The sequence below is a fragment of the Candidatus Limousia pullorum genome, assembly GCF_057405065.1.
In genome coordinates, this window is the sequence record NZ_CM171614.1 from 656,804 (window position 1) to 675,460 (window position 18,657).

Sequence of the window (18,657 nt, forward strand, 5' to 3'; positions counted from 1 at the left end):
TGAAAATGAAAGCTATACTTTACATGACCAGAAAATCCATAAAAAACTGGTTTCTGGATTTGTTAAGACACCCCACCAAGCTTATAGGCGTTGTTCTACTTGTGGTTATTATAGGCTTTTCCGTTTTAAATGTGCTGTTTTCCTCTGATTACTCGGAAAGTATGGGAACTCTCACCGAGAGCGGCGTGGATATAGGAATACTTCACGGCATATATTTCCTGCTCTTGTTCTTTTTAGGCGGAACTGTTATTTTAAAGGGCCTTAAATCTGGAACCACGTTCTTTACAATGGGCGACGTTAACATGATGTTCTGTTCGCCCATAAGTCCAAAATCACTGCTGGTTTTCGGACTTGTAAGACAGATGCTCACAATGCTGCTTATGGCTATTATCTTCCTTGTGTACGGAGGAATGGCAAAAAGCATTTTCGATTTAACAACAGCTCAGGCGGTAATACTTATAATCAGCTTCTTTTTGTTTCTGATTATATCCCAAATTGTGGCTCTGTTTCTTTACAGCACCACAAACGGAAAACCAAAGGCAATTTCAACCGCTAAATATATTCTCTACGCCCTTATACTTCTTCCGGTGGTTTTAATTTTGATACCGGTAATTCAAAACGGATTTACACTTTCCTCTTTGTATGGGGCTTTAAAGTCACCGGCGGCGGAGTTTGTCCCCCTGTTCGGCTGGATGAAAGGCTTTACATTCGGAATTTTAAGCGGCAATGTTATCACCTCTGTGGTTTACGGCGTTTTAATGCTTTTGGTTGTGGGACTGTCACTTGTATTCTTTATGAAAGCCGACTGCGACTACTACGAGGATGTTCTCCAAAATACGGAAACCTCTCACGAAATGCGCCAGGCGGTAAAGAAAAGAGGTATGAACAACACAGACGCATATCTGAAAAACAGAAAAATCAGAATAGGCTCCAAGGGTCTTAACGGGGGAAAGGGAGCTTCAACCTTCCTTTTCAAACACCTTTTGGAAAGACGCAGAAGCGGCTATGTTCTTTTCTGGGATATGTACAGCATAATAATGATTGCGGTCTGCGGATTTGTTTCCTTTTTCATTGTTTACTCAGGTGACGACAGCGAGGTACTGACTTCGGAAGCTACAATGCTTATTTTGCTTGCCATGGCTTCCTACATGCAGCTTTTCTTCAGCGTAACCGGCGACTGGGCGAGAGAGCTTTCAAAGCCATATATCTATATGATACCGGATTCGCCATTTAAAAAGCTTATTTTTGCTTCCCTTACAAGCATAATAAAGCCGTTTCTTGACGGAGTTCTGCTGTTTGTGGTGGCAGGAATAATCTGCTCGGCGTCTCCGTTGGTGGTTATCTCCTCCATAATAGTTTATACAAGCTTTAGCTGTATTTACTGCATGGTTAACATTCTCACCGACAGGGTTTTGGGATTTTTAAGCAATCAGGCTCTTTCAATGTTCCTGTTTATTATGATTTCCCTTATAGCCGTTGCTCCGGGAGTAATTCTCGCCTTTGTAATCGGCGCAGTTTCCGGCGCTCCCCTGTGGCTTGCAGCCTGCGTCTGCGCTTTGTGGAATTTTATAGTTTCTCTGGTGCTTGCACTTATCTGCAAAAACACCCTCCACAACATGGAAATGCCATTTTAATTATCTTTATATCCGTGGCGGAAAGCTTTATCCGTCACGGACTTTTTTTCTACAAATAATACAAAAAAATTGAGCCTTTGTATTGACAATCGGTATTTAATGATATACCATTAAATAATAACGGTTGATTTTCTTAAGTCATCCTCAGCAACGGAAAAATATACTAAGAGGTGGTAACAATGATTTCAACATCAGTAAAGAAGCTTGTAAAATACGCCCTTGATAACGAGCTTATCAAAAAGGCGGACGAAATTTACATCACAAATATCCTTTTGGGTATTCTCAAGGTTGAAGATTTCGACTCTGAGGCAGAAATCCCTGCAGAGCCGGTTTGTCTTGAAAAGACTTTGGGCGAAATTCTTGACTATGCCGTTGAAAATGGCATTATCGAGGACGGCACTGTTTCCAAAGACCTTTTCGACACAAAGCTTATGGGTGTTTTGACTCCACGTCCATCAGCGGTTATCGACCGTTTCTTTGAAGAGTACGCAAAAACACCTGAAAAGGCTACAGACTATTACTACAAGCTCAGTCAGGATTCCGACTACATAAGAAGATATCGTATCGTTAAGGATATGAAGTGGAAAACTCCTACAGAATACGGCGATATCGACATCACAATCAACCTTTCCAAGCCGGAAAAAGACCCTAAGGCTATTGCAGCAGCTAAAAACGCTGTTCAGAGCTCTTATCCAAAGTGCCTGCTCTGTCCTCAGACAGAGGGTTATGCAGGAAACATGTCAAAGCCTGCAAGACAGAACCACAGAATTATCCCCATTGTTATCAATGACTCACCTTGGGGCTTCCAGTATTCCCCATATGTTTACTATAACGAGCACTGCATCGTTTTCAACCAGGAACACACTCCTATGAAAATCGACAGCTCAGTTTTCAGAAAGCTTTTTGACTTTGTAAGACAGTTCCCTCACTATTTCGTAGGTTCAAACGCTGATTTGCCAATCGTGGGCGGTTCTATCCTTTCCCACGAGCATTTCCAGGGCGGAAGATACACCTTTGCAATGGCTAAAGCTCCTATCGAAATTCCTGTTACATTCCCGGGCTTTGAAAATGTTACCGCCGGTATTGTTAAGTGGCCTATGTCCGTTATCCGTCTTTCCTGCGCAGACGAAGCTCCAATCATCGAGCTTGCCGCAAAGATTTTGGCTAACTGGCGTGAATACACCGACGAGGCAGCATATATCTATGCTTACACAGACGGCGAACGCCACAACACAATAACACCTATTGCAAGAAAGAACGGCGACAACTACGAGCTTGACCTTGTTTTGAGAAACAACATCACAACAGAGGAGCGTCCAATGGGTCTTTATCACCCAAGAAACGAGCTTCACCACATCAAGAAAGAAAACATCGGACTTATCGAGGTTATGGGTCTTGCTGTTCTTCCATCAAGACTTAAGGGCGAGCTTGATAAGCTGGGCGACTTCATTGTAGAGGGTAAGGACATCCGTTCCGACGCCGATATCGAGAAGCACGCAGACTGGACAGAGGAAATCCTTAAAAACCACAAGGATATGCCAATGACAAAAGCCGCTGTTTCTGAAATGCTCTGCGAAGAGGTTGGCAAGGTATTCCTTGAGGTTTTGAAAGACGCAGGCGTATACAAGGATACAGAAGAGGGCAGAGAAGCATTCATGAGATTTATCAACTCAGTCAGATAATTTTTTACCTTTAAAATAATTATAAAACAGGGAAATCGCAAGCCGGTTTCCCTGTTTTTATTCAGATTTTTTATATTAAAAATAAAACCCTTGATTGTTATACCGTTAAATAAAAAAATAAACCCTACGAGGATATTTATATAAAAGAAAATAAAGTGAATTGTGAGCGAACCATTCCAAAGACTAAACAGGAGGTCTCGCCCGACCTGAAACGGGAGTTAATTTTTATATCCGCCCTTTGCAGGTCGGATATAAAAAAAGGAGGATGATGAAATGGGTGAAAAAAATAGGATGGAAACCGAGCCGGTGGGAAAACTGCTTTTAAAAATGGCTGTCCCCACGGTTTTGGCTCAGATTGTAAACCTTTTGTACAATATAGTTGACAGAATGTATGTGGGAAGAATTGAGGGCATAGGAACTCTGGCTCTGGGCGGCTTGGGCGTGTCTTTCCCCATACTTATACTTATCTCGGCTTTTTCCTATTTGATAGGAGCAGGCGGAGCTTCAAGAGCCGCTATATTTATGGGAAGAAAAGAAAACGACACGGCGGAAAGAATACTGGGAAGCTGTACCCTTATGACAATAATCGCTTCCGCAGTGCTTACCGTGTTTTTCCTTGTGTTCAGAGAACCTATACTTCTGATTTTCGGTGCAACTCCGGAAAATCTGCCCTTTGCAATGGAATACACACAAATTTACCTTTACGGAACAATATTTGTGCTGTCGGCTCTGGGTCTTAACATGTTTATAACAAATCAGGGCTTTACCAAAACCAGCATGGCTACAGTCTGCATTGGTGCGGTTTTAAATATAATTTTGGACCCTATTTTTATTTTCGGCTTTAACATGGGCGTTAGAGGAGCGGCTCTGGCAACAATAATCAGTCAGTGCGTTTCCGCTGTTTGGGTTGTAGTTTTCCTCACCTCAAAACGCACAATTTTAAAAATTAAAATTAAATATTTAAAACTGCCTTGGGCGGTGGTAAGCGGCGTTATATCTCTGGGTATTTCTCCCTTTATTATGCAGGCAACGGAATGTCTTGTTCAGCTTGTGTTTAACCGAGGAATGAGAACCTACGGCGACAACAACTACATAGCTCTTATGTCAATTCTGTTTTCTCTTACACAGATGATATGGATGCCTCTCCAGGGCATATCCCAGGGCGCACAGCCTATTATAGGCTACAACTTCGGAGCGGGAAACAAGGAAAGAGTAAAATCCACCTTTAAAATATTGTTTATAACAAACGTGGCTTTCTCCGTGGGCGTTATACTTTTGGTGGAGCTTTTCCCTCAGGTATTTCTGGGATGCTTTACACCGGACGAAAACGTTATTTCAATCGGTAAAAACGCTTTAAGGCTTTTCCTTGCGGGTATGGCGCTTATGGGCGCACAGTCAGCCTGTCAGCAAACCTTCCTTGCATTGGGTCAGGCGAAAATCAGCACATTTTTGGCACTGCTCAGAAAAGTCATTCTCCTTATTCCTTTGGCGCTTATTCTGCCGCCTTTGGGTTTGGGCGTTTGGGGATTTTTCCTTGCGGAGGCTCTAAGCGACGTTATCGCCGCAACGGTTACAACAACCATGTTTAAACTTAAAATAAACGGCATTTTGGAAAGAGGCGCTCAGGGACAAAAACTTAAAGCATAAAGAGAACACTTCCTTTTCACATAATTTTCATATTGTTATTGACAATAAATTAAAGCTCTGTTATCATTATTTTTAGTTTCATTTCGCTTTAAATCGAAAAATAAATAGAGAGGAAGTAGATTATGGAAAAGAGAGAACATTTCTCTTCCCGTCTGGGATTTATTCTTATCTCTGCGGGTTGTGCCATAGGCCTCGGAAATGTGTGGAGATTTCCCTATATTGTAGGACAATACGGCGGCGCCGCTTTTGTTCTTATATATATTCTGTTTCTGGTAATTCTCGGTATGCCTATTATGGCTATGGAATTTGCCGTGGGCAGAGCAAGCCAGAAATCTGCCGCAAGAAGCTTTCACGTTTTAGAGCCTAAGGGCACTAAGTGGCACATAGCCGGATGGTCGGCAATGGCAGGCAACTACATTCTTATGATGTTCTACACAACCGTAGGCGGCTGGATGCTTGCGTACATCTATAAGACAATAACCGGAGAATTTGAAGGACTTGACGCCGAGGGCGTGGGCAACGTGTTCAACAGTATGCTTGGCAACGCCGGCGAGATGATGACATGGATGCTTATCATCGTTATTATAGGCTTTGCAGTATGCGCAATCGGTCTGCAAAAGGGCGTTGAGAAAATCACAAAAGCAATGATGCTTGCCCTTTTGGGAATTATGATTGTACTTTGCATTAACAGTATTCTTCTTGACAATTCCTCCGAGGGACTTAAATTCTACCTTGTTCCCGATTTCGGCAAGATGCTCGATTACGGAATCTGGAACGTAGTTTACGCCGCAATGAGCCAGGCATTCTTTACCTTGAGCCTTGGTATCGGCGCTATGGCTATTTTCGGAAGCTACATAAGCCGTGACCGTTCACTTATGGGCGAATCAATCAACATCTGCATTTTGGACACCTGTGTTGCTTTCATGGCAGGACTTATAATTTTCCCTGCATGCTTCAGCTTCGGAGTAAACCCAGGCGAGGGCCCGGGACTTGTTTTTGTAACACTTCCAAACATCTTCAATCAGATGTCAGGCGGAAAAATCTGGGGAACCTTGTTCTTTGTATTTATGACTTTCGCCGCACTTTCAACAATTATCGCCGTATTTGAAAACACAGTAAGCTTTATGATTGACCTTAAAGGCTGGTCAAGAAAGAAATCCGTTATCTTCAACGGTATTTTGATTGCTGTGCTTTCAATTCCATGTGTTCTCGGCTTCAATGTATGGAGCGGTTTTGCACCATTCGGCGGCACAAGCACAATTCAGGATTTGGAAGACTTTATCGTTTCCAGCAACCTGCTTCCTCTGGGAAGCCTTGCCTATCTCCTTTTCTGTGTTTCAAAGCACGGCTGGGGCTGGGAAAACTTTATCAAAGAGGTTGACGCAGGAAAGGGAATCAAGTTCCCGAAATGGGCAAAGGGTTACCTCAAATATGTACTCCCAATCATTGTAATCATAATCTTTGTTATGGGCTACTACTCAAAATTCTTCGCCTAATTTTTATATCCGACTTTTTTATATCCGACCTGCAAAGGGAGGATATAAAAATTAGCTCCCGTTTCAGGTCGGGCAAAACCTTTTCCTTATTCTTTGGAATGGTTCGCTCTCGGTAAGGTTTTACTTTTAAAATTATAAATTCACAGCCATGGTTCACTTCAAAATAACCATGGCTGTTTCTTTTATTGAATTATATATTTTCTGACATATTATCTTCTTATTCTTCTAAAGAAAAAATAAACTATTGTACATATGAAAATGCCGCCTAATGCGCCGGACATATCGAAAAGAACGTCTCTTATCGCCGGGCCTCTTCCTGATAATATCTGTATACTCTCATCGGTGACAGCTATGAAAAGAGGGAGAGTAATCATGTTCCATATTCTTTGAAAATTATTAAAAATGCCCTTGGGAAAAGGCTTTTTTCCACCGACCACAAATATCATGAAAACCTCTATTCCCAAAACTCCGTACTCTATCACATGGGCGGATTTTCTCAGGTGGTTTATAAGATACTGAAAAAAGGGCACTTCCGCCGGAACAACCTTTTCAACAATCTTTTCTGTTATTTCGCTCTGTGCGCTGGAAACAGGTATCGGCAGGGAGGAATTAAACCATATAACCGCAACTGTGATTATCATTAAAAGGATTGCGGCGGCTCTTATTTTTTCTTCCCTGCTTTTGAGATTTACAATCATTTTATCACAACCAATTATTCTCAAATTTTGTTTAACAAACAGATTATAAACCAAAACCCTCGTGATGTACAGCGCAACAGGGCGAATTTTCCAATTTAAAAAATTTCTTTTTTATTTTTAATGTTGATAAGGTGAGCAATTCCCGGAATACTTTGTTTTTGACCGCTGGTGGTGGGGCTCAGCAATGCTCCAGTTGCGGTAACTAAAACATTGTTAAGCTCGCCTTTCTCCATGGATTTTAAGATATAGGAACAAAGGACGGAAGCGCAGCAGCCACAGCCTGAACCGCCTGCGCAGACCTGCTGTTCATGACAGTCAAAAATCATTGCTCCGCAGTCCTTGTGCTTACCCTCCATTTCAAAGCCGTCATTTCTCAGAAGCTCCGCTAAAATCTCGCTTCCCACAACGCCCAAATCCCCCGTAAATATCATGTCGTAGTCTTGGGGCGTGGTGTTTGTATCTCTTAAAAAATTCCCTATTGTATCGGCGGCGGCAGGCGCCATGGCGGCTCCCATATTGTTTGCGTCCTTTATTCCTAAATCCACTATTTTGCCCGGCACCACATGGGCTATCACTGTACCTGACGCCATAGGCTCAATAAGGCATCCGCCTGCTCCTGTCACTGTCCACTGTGCGGTTGGCGTTCTGAAACCTCCGTACTCCAGAGGATAGCGGTACTGTCTTTCAGCAGAACAGAAATGGGAGGAGGTGACGCAAAGGCAGGCGGAAGCTCCACCGGATTCGACGGCTGTGACAGCTCCGATTATGGACTGAACCATTGTGGAACAGGCTCCGTACTGTCCCAGATAGGGAATTTCAAAATCTCTCATTCCGAAAGCCGAGGCGGTACACTGGTTAAGCAAATCCCCTGCAAAAATCAAATCTATTTCCTCGCTTTTCTTTTTGCTCTTGTTTAAAACCATCTGTGCCACTGTCTTTTGCAGACGGCTTTCCGCCTTTTCCCAGGTGGTTTCTCCTGCATACATGTCCGTAAAAACCCTGTCGAACAATTCACCAAGAGGGCCTTGACCTTCCTTTTCTCCCACGGTGGAGGCAAAAAAGCTGATTGCCGGATTTTTTTCTGTCTTGTATGTTGATTTACCTATCTTTTTCAAAAAAACACCCCTTTTACAGATATTGTCTGCAAAAGGGGTTATTTTATACTTTTAATTTACTGCCATTCCTCCACGGTGTAGCCTTTGCTTTCCAAAAGACTTATAATTCCGTCGTCTCCGAACATGTGGGCGGTTCCTACTGCAAGCAGTACAGTGGCTCCGCCGTCTATATATCTTTCAGCCGCCAGCGCCATGTTTTGATTTCTTATGGTCAGCATTTTTTCGTTGTACTCGTCCATTGCGGCTTTGGCTTCGTCATTCATCACTGATTCTGTAAGTCCGGAATCCGCCGCAACAAGTGTTTCCAGCTTTTCACGGTCTCCGTCAACCCAGCTTTCATACATTGCGTTTAAGCTTTTATTGTACATATCCTCGGTTGTAAGCACCGAAGCACCCAGCAGATACTCCTGAGTTTCCGGAGAAAGTGACTTTAACATATCCATTTGAAGCTCCATGCTCTCAATATCCAAAACCTCAATATTTTTCTCGTTGGCGTATTCGATAAGGGCACGGTCTGCGCCGTATTCTGTTTTAAGGTCGGTTTTCTGCATAAAGGCTTCCGAAACAAACTGCTGCCACATTATGGGAACATAGTAATCCAAAGCGGAGTTATAAATTCCGCTGTCCTCCATAATCTTTTTAGCGTCTTCGTAAATCTCGCCGTCTATATGGTCTTTTATGGTGGTTCCGTCTGTGTACATTAAGGACTTCATAGTTTCAAGAAGTCCGGCGGTATTGTTTTCTGTTTCCAGAATATCAAACTCAACCGCCAAATAGTCGCAGGCGTCCATTGTTTTTGTTACCTTTAAAGGAAGATTTTCCATCCTCTCGTCGCCCACGTGTATGGTTCCCATAAGATAAAGACAGCCGCCCTCTCCGTCTTTTACAATCCACATAATCGGATCTATCCGGGAAGTTTTTGATGAACCACATGCGGTAAGGGATATAACCATTACCAATGTTAAAATTAAGGCTAAAATTCTGTTTTTCCTCATGGGTTGACCTCCTTTTGTGTTATATTGATGATTATAACATAAGTTTTACAAAAATCAATGATTTTTGTTAAATATTCGAATGTATTATATCAAATATATTTTTTACCGAAAAAACACAAAAAAACAGGCAAACCAAAAGGCTTGCCTGCTGTTTAAAACTATTTAATATACTTGTAACGCCTGAAATCTTAGGCAGCAGCCTCTGACGGCGTTTCGCTGCTTGCCGGCGGCTGTGTTGTTGGAGCTTCCGTGGTTGGAGCCTCTGTGGTTGGTGCTTCAGTTGTAGGAGGCTCTGTCGGAGCTTCTGTTGTCGGAGGCTCAGTTGGCTTTTCAGTTGTAGGAGGCTCTGTTGGCTTCTCTGTAGTTGGAGGAGATGTAGGAGCCTCTGTGGCTTCGGTTGTGTCACTCGAGACCGAGTCCGTACCTGATGCCCAGTAACCTGTATCGTTAGGGTCCTTTTCTACCTCGTAAGGACGTACAGGCTCTCCCGGAATTCCGCCCAGTGTACCGCTGTCTGCATCCCATACGCTGTGTGAACCGTCAAGTCTGTATGTTGAGCTTGGGAGCTCTTCTCTTCTGATTTCCTCGCCGTCTTTAATATAAATTCTGAAAGCTGCTGTGTTGTAGTAACCGCTTGGACCCTCATAGTTGTAGGAATATGTAGCTATTCCGTCGTATGACGGGTCTTTCCAGCCGTAGAATGTAACTGTAAGGGTTGTGCCCTCCATGTATGCTTCAAGGTAAACTGAATAATCTGTGTTGTTCTTGAGCTTAAGGTCAAGGTTGCCCCAGTCGATTGTAGCGTCAAAGCCTGAGTAAACGTAAGGTGATGCCCAATAGTGGTTGTATCTCTCAACAATTTCAAGGTTTGCAAAAAGTGCTGCATTGTAAATTGTACTGCTTGCCTGGCAAAGTCCGCCGCCTACGCCGCTGGTGTACTCGCCGTTTGCAATAACTGTTGCCGGAACATATCCGTTTGACTCAAGGTTACTGTTTCCTGTTGAGTCGTTGAATGACCATGTTTCACCCGGCTTGATTATTGAACCGTTGCAGGCTGCAAGAGCTGTAGCCATGTTGTGGTTTGCGTTGTATGTATTTGTAGAATTAGTTGAAAATGTAGCAATCGGAACCATGTTCTCTGTAGCCATTTCAGCTGTGATTTCAGGTTCAACAGCGTCGGTCTTTGGCTCTACCTCGCCTGTTTCTTCCTGTGTCCAGAGAAGCTTGTTCATTTCCTCAACAGCTGAGTCATAGTTGAGGTTCTGGCCGTCTGTGCCGCCCTCGATTGTGAACTTTTCTTCTGTATCTGCGCCCGGATTAAATCCTACAACCTCTGCATTTACAGGCTCTGTGTTCAAAACCTCAGATGCTTTGTCAAGCTGTTCTGTCAAAACTTCGTTTTCTGTAATCTCAAAAGGAAGTGTGTATTCAATCTGCTGGATTTCGCCGTTCTTATCTGTTGGAAGAGCGTCGCCCTTTTCCTTTGTGTACTTTGCAGCAGTTGCCAAAACGCTGTCGATATTTGCGTTAAGCTCCAGACCCTCGGACTGGATATCGTAAGTATTTTCGCCAAGCTTAATTGTATATGTAAACTCAGGCTGATTGTCCTTTGCGTATTTTTCCAAAAGCTTTCTTGCGTCGGAAACCTTCATTTTACCGATGCTCTGTCCGTTTACAAAAATACCGGAAGCCAAAACATAGTTGTCGCTTACGCCCTCAAGGGTCAAATTCTCTACCTCGGCAGGAATTGCGTTTATCATTTCCTCGTTACCGCCGGTTACAAATAAAGAATCCATTGTGCCGCTGAAAATAAGGAAACAGAAAACAGCTACAAGTACAACGCAGACTGCGGATACTCCCGCAATAATTACATTCTTCTTTGTGCTTTTCTTAGGCATTTCAACTTCGTTTGCAAACTGTATTCCCTCGTCTGCATAGGCAAACTGAGCTTCGTCCTCTGCCTGCTCGTCTGTTGTGATAAAGTCGTCATAGTCGTTTGGAAGAGGCTCGTCGCCGCCATTCTGTGTGGTTTCAGAAACAAGCTCTTCTGTCAAACATGAATTTATATCTATCATTTCATCAGCAGGAGCATTCTCATTCACCGGTTTGTTTTGTTCGTTTTCGTTTGGATTATTTTTCTTCAACTCATTACCCCCTTGGATGTTTTATGAAACCTTATTCGGTAGGATTTTTACCGATTGCTACTATCATACAATATTTAAAAGGAAAAATAAAGTGGAAACACAAAAAATTCAGATGTAATAACTAACAAACTTACCTATGTTGTTTACAAATATTTTGTTATTAACTTTTATTTCGGAAATCTTTCCCATTAAGTAAAAAATATCTTTTACATTACCGCACAATAATAACATATTTTTTTGTGTTAAAATGTATTTTTTACCCTTTAATGTATTAGAAAGCATAAAAAGGAAAAATAATATCTATTGCAAAACTTATCTTTATTTATTATAATATAGGTAACTTAAGAGAAAAATAAATCAGCGTATAGTTTCTTTTTAATCTATAGGGGAAATAGTGTTAAAAAGATTTTATGGGTTTGCAGAAATTGGAGTAATGAGGTGAACACTTTCGGCTATTTTTTAGCCTGCGAAATTTTACGGAGGGAATTATGAGAGTTTTAATTCTCAGTGCTTCCACCGGCGGCGGACACAAAACCGCTTCGGCAGCACTTAAAAATATCATTCTGGAAAAACAGCCGGATGCAACAGTGGAAATTGTAGACGCCATTGAGTACTGCGGCCATATTTACAACAAGACAATATCCGACGGATATCAATATCTGGCCACCAAAGCGCCTACTATCTATGGCAAAATGTACGTATCCTCTGGCGAGGACACTTGGGTAAACGCTTTTGTAACCAAGTTTAACAAACAGCTCAGCAAAAAGCTTTTGCCTTTGTTTATAGATTTCAAGCCTGATATAATTGTCTGCTGTCATGCATTTATAAGCGAGATGGTTTCCGCTCTGGTTGTTGAAGGCAGCGTTACGGTTCCGGTAATCAGTATTATCACCGACTTTGCAGCTCACAAAACCTACATAAACAAGGGCATTTCCGCCTACGTTGTGGCAAACGACGATATGATAGACGAGCTTATGAATGTTTACGGGGTTGAAAGAGAAAAAATTCATTCTCTTGGTATTCCGATAAACTCTGTTTTCTATAAAAAGAAAGACAGACACGAAATTCTTGAAAGCCTCGGATTTAAGGACGGAGTCCCCATAGTTTTGATTATGGCGGGAAGCTTCGGAGTTACCGATATTCTTAAAATCTACGAAAACCTCATCCAGTTAGACGATGAGCTCCAGATTATTGTAATCACCGGAAGAAACAGAAAGCTTTACGACGCCTTTGACAAGCTTGTCAACAGAAATGAGGACAGCTTTGAAATTGAGGACGAAGATAAATATTCTCCTGAAAGCAAACTCAGGAAAATGAAGGAATTTACAAACCAGCTCAAGGATGATTTGTCTTTGAGTAAAATCAAATTTAAAAGAAGTACAAACAAAACCAAGCCCACCGCTCTTTTCTTCTTTATAAGCAACGTAGCGGACTACATGTCTGTTGCCGACCTTATTATAACAAAGCCCGGCGGACTTACGGTTTCAGAAAGCCTCGCTTCCGGACTTCCTTTGGCAATCTTCAGCGCATACCCGGGACAGGAAAAGGACAATGCAGAATTTCTTGTGCGCCACAACCTTGCAATTAACCTTGACAGGAAAAACGGCGCCCGGCAGATACACGACCTGCTTGCCCATCCGGAAAAGCTTGAGCAGATGAAAGCAAACTGCAAAAAGCATTTCAAGGACCGCTCCGCAGAGCACATCTACGGTCTTATGCTTGACCTTATAGCCAAAAATAAGAACACGGAGGCACCGGTAAACACAGATGAAAAATAAAAAATTTAAAATTTCTGGCAGACTTATTCTAAACCTCTTGGTTGCGGCTTTGTGCGTGTGGATGATATTTTATTTTCTGTACAGCGAGCAGGGTCTTTACGACCTTATAACCTCCTCACAGCAGATAAATCTCTGGTGGATAGCCGCCGCACTTTTAAGCTACTGTACCAGCGTTTTTGCGGACGTGCTTGTAATTTATCTCTATATTCACGACGAGTACAAGCAGTTTAAAATCCGCCATTCCGCCCGCTCTGTTTTGCTTGGTCTGTTTTGGTCGGGTATAACACCTTCCTCAACAGGCGGCCAGCCAATGCAGGTTTACTATATGTCTAAGCACAAGGTTGACGTGGGATATTCCTCCTCCCGACTGCTGAACAGATTTCTGGTCTATCAGATAACCATGACTGTTATGACGGTCATTGCGGTAATTTTAAAGTTCAGCTATTTTCAGGAACACATGGACACGCCGATTTTAAGCACACTTGTGACTATCGGTTTTATATCTCAAACCTTTATCACCCTTGTATTTGTCTTTCTTGCCTTTTCAAAAAACCTTACCGCAAAAGCCACAAGGGGAATTGCCTCTTTGCTTTGTAAAATAAGGCTTATTAAAGACAAGGACAGATTGGAAAAATCCCTGGAAACTCAGCTTGCCAAGTTCCATTCCGGCAACAGAATAATTTTTTCCAAGCCGAAACTGGTTATCATGGCTGTTGTACTCACAGTGATTCAGCTTATAGCTATGTTTTTGGTTCCTTACTGCATCTACAGAAGCTTCGGTTTAAATCAGGCTTCACCTTTCGATATGGTATGCAGTCAGGCTTTTGTAACACTGATTTCCGGTATGATTCCACTTCCGGGAGCTTCCGGCGCTGCCGAGTTTAGCTTCACTGCGCTTTTCGCACTGTTCTTTACACCTGCAACAATCAAAAGCGCAACACTTATTTGGAGAATTATCACATACTATCTTTCAATACTTGTGGGCGCACCTTTTGCCTACATGACAAAAACTACCACACGCAACAAGCTTCTTGACGACCTTATCGCAGGAGAGGATTCCTTTGATAATTTGGATTCCGATGATGATGAAACAGATAGGGAAGAAAACAAAGAAGAAAAATCTTTTACAAAAGAATAATTTACGTTATACGGGCGGAATTGACCGCCCGTTATTTTTTGCAATGATTTATAGTTCAATAAAAATAAAACACAATCCGCCCCCTACGATGTATTTTCCATAAAAGAAAAATAAAGAAACAGCCATGGTTCAAAAATAAAACCATGGCTGTAAATTTATAATTTTAAAAGTCAAACTTTACCGAGAGCGAACCATTTTAAAGACTTAGAAAAAGGTTTCGCCCGACCTGTGTAAGCGTTTATTTACTAAAATTACTTTTGCAGGTCGGAAACAAAAGTCTAGCCCGCCTTGAAACGATGTTTATTTCCAAACTAAACCTTTGCAAGGCGGAAACAAAAAACTCTGCCACAAAGTTGATTGTGACAGAGCCATTGTTATTTCTAAAGTTAAGGTCTCGACCGACCTGTGCAGGTGTTAATTTTTATATCCTCCCCTCGCAGGTCGGAAACAAAATAAACCTAACCGAGAGCGAGCCATTTTAAAGACTTAGAAAAAGGTTTCGCCCGACCTGTGTAAGCGTTTATTTACTAAAATTACTTTTGCAGGTCGGAATTAAAAGACATCATGGTGGAGTGGATGGCACGGACTTTTTTGGCGAGGTCGATGTATGAGCTTGGTGTGAGCTGCTGGGCTGAGTCGGAAACGGCAACCTTTGGGTTCGGGTGAACCTCGATTATAAGTCCGTCCGCTCCTGCCGCAACTGAGGCAAGACTCAGTGACTCGATGTAAGCTCTTTTGCCTGCCGCATGGGATGGGTCAACAATTATGGGCAGAGAGCTTCTCTCCTTTACAACAGCAACCGCAGAAATATCCAAGGTGTTTCTTGTGGCTGTTTCAAAGGTTCTTATTCCTCTTTCACAAAGAACTATGTTATAGTTGCCCTCGCTCATTACGTACTCGGCGGCGTCCAGCCATTCCTCGATTGATGAGGCTATTCCTCTCTTTAAAAGCACAGGAACACCGCTTTTGCCAACAGCCTTTAAAAGACGGAAATTCTGCATGTTTCTTGCGCCTATCTGGAACATGTCACAGTATTTTGCCGCAATGTCAAGTTGGTTTTCGCTTATAACCTCGCTTACAACACGCAGTCCGGTGGCGTCGGCGGCTTTTCTCAAAAGCTTGAAGCCCTCGTCCTCAAGTCCCTGGAAAGAATAAGGTGAGGTTCTTGGCTTGTATGCGCCGCCCCTCAAAAACTGTGCGCCGGCTTCCTTTACAGCATAAGCCGCCTCCATAATCTGGTCTTCACTTTCAACAGCACAGGGGCCGCCCATCATGGTGAACTCGTCGCCGCCTATTTCAAAGCCCTTTACGTTTACTTTTCTTCCCTCGGGACACATGTCACGGCTGGCAAGCTTGTAGCTGTGCATAATGGGAACACAGCTTTGAACTCCGTCCATTGACTCTATGCAGGTGTCACAGAGCTTTGACTTGTCGCCGATTATACCGATAATTGTGGTGTCTGTTCCCTTTGAAAGATGTACTCCAAGACCGTGGTCTTTAAGCACTTGCTGAACATTATTTATCTCCTGCTCAGTGGCGTTCTTTTTCATTACAATAATCAAAATTCATTCATCCTTTCTCAGGAAGCAGTTTTCTGTTATTTTACAAAGCGTTTTATATAGCCGTCAGCCTTGTCAATAAGGTTAAAATCATTTTCATAACTGCAAAGCTTTTTTGCGCCATCAATATCAACCCATAAAAAGCTGTCGATTTCGCTTTCCTGAAGCTTGATATTGTCGCTTACGGTTCTCGCAAGAAAGAAAACAACTTCCTTTCTTATTTTTCCGAAAGGACAGTAGCTGCTGACCTCACGGAAATTATCCATTATTTTTACGTCGAGATTTGTTTCCTCTTTGATTTCTCTGATTGCGGTTTCCTCTTCGGTTTCGTTTTCCTCAATATGACCCTTTGGGAAACTCCAGTGTCTGCCGTTGTGGTTTTTCACAAGGAGAAGCTTCACGTCATTTTTGTTCTTTCTGAAAATTACAGCTCCGCAGGATTTTTCATACAAACAGATAATTTTTGCAGGGACAAAACTCTTTAATGCGGAAAGAGCTTTCATGATGTCTGGCTGGTAATACACTTCGTTTTCCGAACTGACAATTATCTTTGCATCGCCGTTTTTCGGAGTAACAATGGCAATAACAATTCCGTAGAAAACATCGTTTACCGGTTTTTTGGTAAATATAATCGCCCGCCTGCTTTTATCCTCAATATTAGCGTACCCCGAATAAAGATTATTTGCAAGTTTTCCGTATATATTTGCAGTTACCTTTCTTGCCAACATCGCCCATTCACCCCCGTTACCAATAGATTAAAAACTTGTCGATATTTATGTTTAATTATATTACAAAACTAACATCTTTACAATATATATTCATAAAATTATATCCCCTGTTTGTGTTATTTTTTCTTGTTATCATAAATTTAAAGTGACTTATCTATAAAAACCTGTATTGCATGACGGTGTTCTTTGTGATACAATGTACAAAAGAAATATGTAAATATTACTATGAGAGCAAAGCCTTAATACAGACGAACCATTCTAAAGAATAAGGAAAAAGTCTCGCCCGACCTGTGCAGGCGTACATTTCCAAAAATAACCCTTACAGGTCGGAAATAAAAATAAGGTCTCGCCCGGCCTTGTAACTATATTCATTTCTAAATGAAACCTTTGCAAGACGGAGATAAAAAACAGACCTTATCACGAGCGAGCCATTCCAAAAATTAAGGCAAAGGTCTCGCCCGGCCTGTGCAGGCGTGTATTTCCAAAAATAACCCTTGCAGGTCGGAAATAAAAATAAGGTCTCGCCCGACCTGTGCAGGCGTACATTTCCAAAAATAACCCTTGCAGGTCGGAAATAAAAATAAGGTCTCGCCCGCCTTGAAATGACGTTTATTTCTAAGCTAAACCTTTGCAAGGCGGAACTAAAAAATAAAGGAAGGATAGATATAGTATGAATTATGAATTTTCACAGAGAGTTCAGGCTCTCAAACCAAGCGCAATAAGAGAAATTTTTAAATATGCCGCAGACCCAACAGTGGTTTCCCTTTCTGCCGGAAATCCTGCTCCGGAAGCTTTTCCATGTAAGGAGCTTGCAGAAATTTCTGAAAAGCTTTTAAGAGAAAACCCTGTTGCCGCTTTCCAGTACAGCTTTACAGAGGGTTATCCTGTTTTAAGAGAACAGCTTAAAAAATATATGGCTGAAAAACACAACTCCTTTAAGGATTTTGACGACCTCATCATCACCTCCGGCGCACAGCAGGTTATGGACTTGACCACAAAGGTGCTTGTAAACGAGGGCGATAAGGTTATCTGTGAAGCTCCAAGCTTTATCGGTTCTCTCAACAGCTTCAGAAGCTATTTAGGACAGCTTGTGGGAGTTACCGTTGAATCCGACGGTATGAATATGGAAGCTCTCGAGGAAGCTCTCAAAAACAACGAAAACGTAAAGTTTATCTACACAATTCCAAACTTCCAGAATCCATCAGGGGTTACAATGAGCTATGAAAAGAGAAAGAAAATGTATGAGCTTGCCTGCAAGTACAATGTAATTATCCTTGAGGACAACCCATACGGCGACTTGAGATACAGCGGCGATCATATCCCAACTATTAAGAGCCTCGACACAGAGGGCAGAGTAATCTATGCCGGCACATTCAGCAAGGTTATTTCACCGGGCATGAGAGTTGGCTGGTGCATCGCTCCAAAGGAGATTATTTCAAAAATCGTTGTGTGCAAACAGGGCGAGGACGTTCACACAAATATCTGGTCACAGATGGTTTGCAGTGAGTTTATGGCTAATTACGACTATGAAGCTCACCTTGAAAATCTGAGAAACATCTACAGAAAGAAAGCTCAGTTTGCTATGGACCTTCTGGACAAATACCTTGCTCCTAAGATTACATACGATAAAATCGACGGCGGACTTTTCATCTGGTGCAAGCTTCCTGAAAACGTTGACATGCCTGAGTTCTGCAAAACAGCGGTTCTCAACAAGGTATGCGTAGTTCCGGGAAATGCGTTCCTCACCGACGAAAACGAAAAGACAAACGCTTTCAGAATAAACTTCTCAACACCTACAGACGAACAGCTTGAAAAGGGAATTAAAATTCTCGGTGAAGTTGCCAACATGCTTTTTTAATTCCGCTTTTTTTATTTCCGACCTGCAAGGGTTATTTTTGGAAATATACACCTGCACAGGTCGGGCGAGACCTTTTCCGCAGTTATTGGAATGGTTCGCCCTTTTGTGACTTTGCAGAAATATATTTTCAGAAAATTTATTTTTCATTTATGCATTGCGGGACTTCAATTTTAAAATTAACGCCA

At 42.2% G+C, this 18,657-nt stretch carries 13 protein-coding genes; 7 read left to right on the forward strand and 6 right to left on the reverse strand.

Annotation, left to right across the window (positions count from 1 at the left end; genetic code table 11):
• Positions 1-5 precede the first annotated feature (5 nt).
• From CGICJO_RS02950 to CGICJO_RS02965, 4 genes are all read left to right on the forward strand, one after another.
• Positions 6-1,634, forward strand: a complete 1,629-nt coding sequence (locus CGICJO_RS02950) for a putative ABC exporter domain-containing protein (protein WP_486499577.1) — start codon at positions 6-8, stop codon at positions 1,632-1,634.
• 179 nt (positions 1,635-1,813) lie between these two features.
• Positions 1,814-3,316, forward strand: coding sequence for a UDP-glucose--hexose-1-phosphate uridylyltransferase (gene galT, locus CGICJO_RS02955; protein WP_486499578.1), 1,503 nt, complete (start codon positions 1,814-1,816; stop codon positions 3,314-3,316).
• A gap of 273 nt (positions 3,317-3,589) precedes the next feature.
• A complete protein-coding gene (locus CGICJO_RS02960) occupies positions 3,590-4,963 on the forward strand; it encodes an MATE family efflux transporter (protein ID WP_486499579.1) in 1,374 nt (457 codons plus the stop codon).
• Positions 4,964-5,085: 122 nt separating this feature from the next.
• On the forward strand, positions 5,086-6,459 hold the full coding sequence (locus CGICJO_RS02965; protein WP_486499580.1) for a sodium-dependent transporter: 1,374 nt from the start codon (positions 5,086-5,088) through the stop codon (positions 6,457-6,459).
• A gap of 209 nt (positions 6,460-6,668) precedes the next feature.
• On the opposite strand, the gene CGICJO_RS02970 is transcribed toward CGICJO_RS02965, so the two are convergent.
• From CGICJO_RS02970 to CGICJO_RS02985, 4 genes are all read right to left on the reverse strand, one after another.
• Positions 6,669-7,157 carry a VanZ family protein gene (locus CGICJO_RS02970; protein WP_486499581.1) on the reverse strand — a complete coding sequence of 163 codons (489 nt, stop codon included), beginning with the start codon at positions 7,155-7,157 and terminating at the stop codon, positions 6,669-6,671.
• Positions 7,158-7,252: 95 nt separating this feature from the next.
• Positions 7,253-8,272 carry a stage V sporulation protein AD gene (gene spoVAD / locus CGICJO_RS02975; RefSeq protein ID WP_486499582.1) on the reverse strand — a complete coding sequence of 340 codons (1,020 nt, stop codon included), beginning with the start codon at positions 8,270-8,272 and terminating at the stop codon, positions 7,253-7,255.
• A gap of 56 nt (positions 8,273-8,328) precedes the next feature.
• Positions 8,329-9,267 carry a TraB/GumN family protein gene (locus CGICJO_RS02980; RefSeq protein ID WP_486499583.1) on the reverse strand — a complete coding sequence of 313 codons (939 nt, stop codon included), beginning with the start codon at positions 9,265-9,267 and terminating at the stop codon, positions 8,329-8,331.
• A 188-nt stretch (positions 9,268-9,455) separates the two neighbouring features.
• Positions 9,456-11,411 (reverse strand): VanW family protein, encoded by a 1,956-nt coding sequence (locus tag CGICJO_RS02985; RefSeq protein ID WP_486499584.1) that lies wholly within the window; start codon positions 11,409-11,411, stop codon positions 9,456-9,458.
• Positions 11,412-11,899: 488 nt separating this feature from the next.
• Here CGICJO_RS02985 and CGICJO_RS02990 point away from each other — a divergent pair, with 488 nt between their 5' ends.
• The gene (locus CGICJO_RS02990; RefSeq protein WP_486499585.1) at positions 11,900-13,189 is read left to right on the forward strand and encodes an MGDG synthase family glycosyltransferase; all 1,290 of its coding nucleotides are present in this window, start codon (positions 11,900-11,902) and stop codon (positions 13,187-13,189) included.
• Entirely contained in the window at positions 13,179-14,327 is a 1,149-nt protein-coding gene (locus tag CGICJO_RS02995; RefSeq protein WP_486499586.1) for a lysylphosphatidylglycerol synthase transmembrane domain-containing protein, read from the forward strand. The genes CGICJO_RS02990 and CGICJO_RS02995 overlap by 11 nt, the downstream gene beginning before the upstream one ends.
• Positions 14,328-14,860: 533 nt before the next feature.
• On the opposite strand, the gene aroF is transcribed toward CGICJO_RS02995, so the two are convergent.
• Together aroF and CGICJO_RS03005 are read right to left on the reverse strand one after the other, a co-directional pair.
• Positions 14,861-15,889, reverse strand: coding sequence for a 3-deoxy-7-phosphoheptulonate synthase (gene aroF / locus CGICJO_RS03000; RefSeq protein WP_486499587.1), 1,029 nt, complete (start codon positions 15,887-15,889; stop codon positions 14,861-14,863).
• 35 nt (positions 15,890-15,924) lie between these two features.
• Positions 15,925-16,614 carry a bis(5'-nucleosyl)-tetraphosphatase gene (locus tag CGICJO_RS03005; RefSeq protein ID WP_486499588.1) on the reverse strand — a complete coding sequence of 230 codons (690 nt, stop codon included), beginning with the start codon at positions 16,612-16,614 and terminating at the stop codon, positions 15,925-15,927.
• Between the two features lie 670 nt (positions 16,615-17,284).
• Between CGICJO_RS03005 and CGICJO_RS03010 the strand changes: the two genes are divergently transcribed.
• Positions 17,285-18,472, forward strand: coding sequence for an aminotransferase-like domain-containing protein (locus CGICJO_RS03010; RefSeq protein ID WP_486499589.1), 1,188 nt, complete (start codon positions 17,285-17,287; stop codon positions 18,470-18,472).
• Positions 18,473-18,657 lie beyond the last annotated feature (185 nt).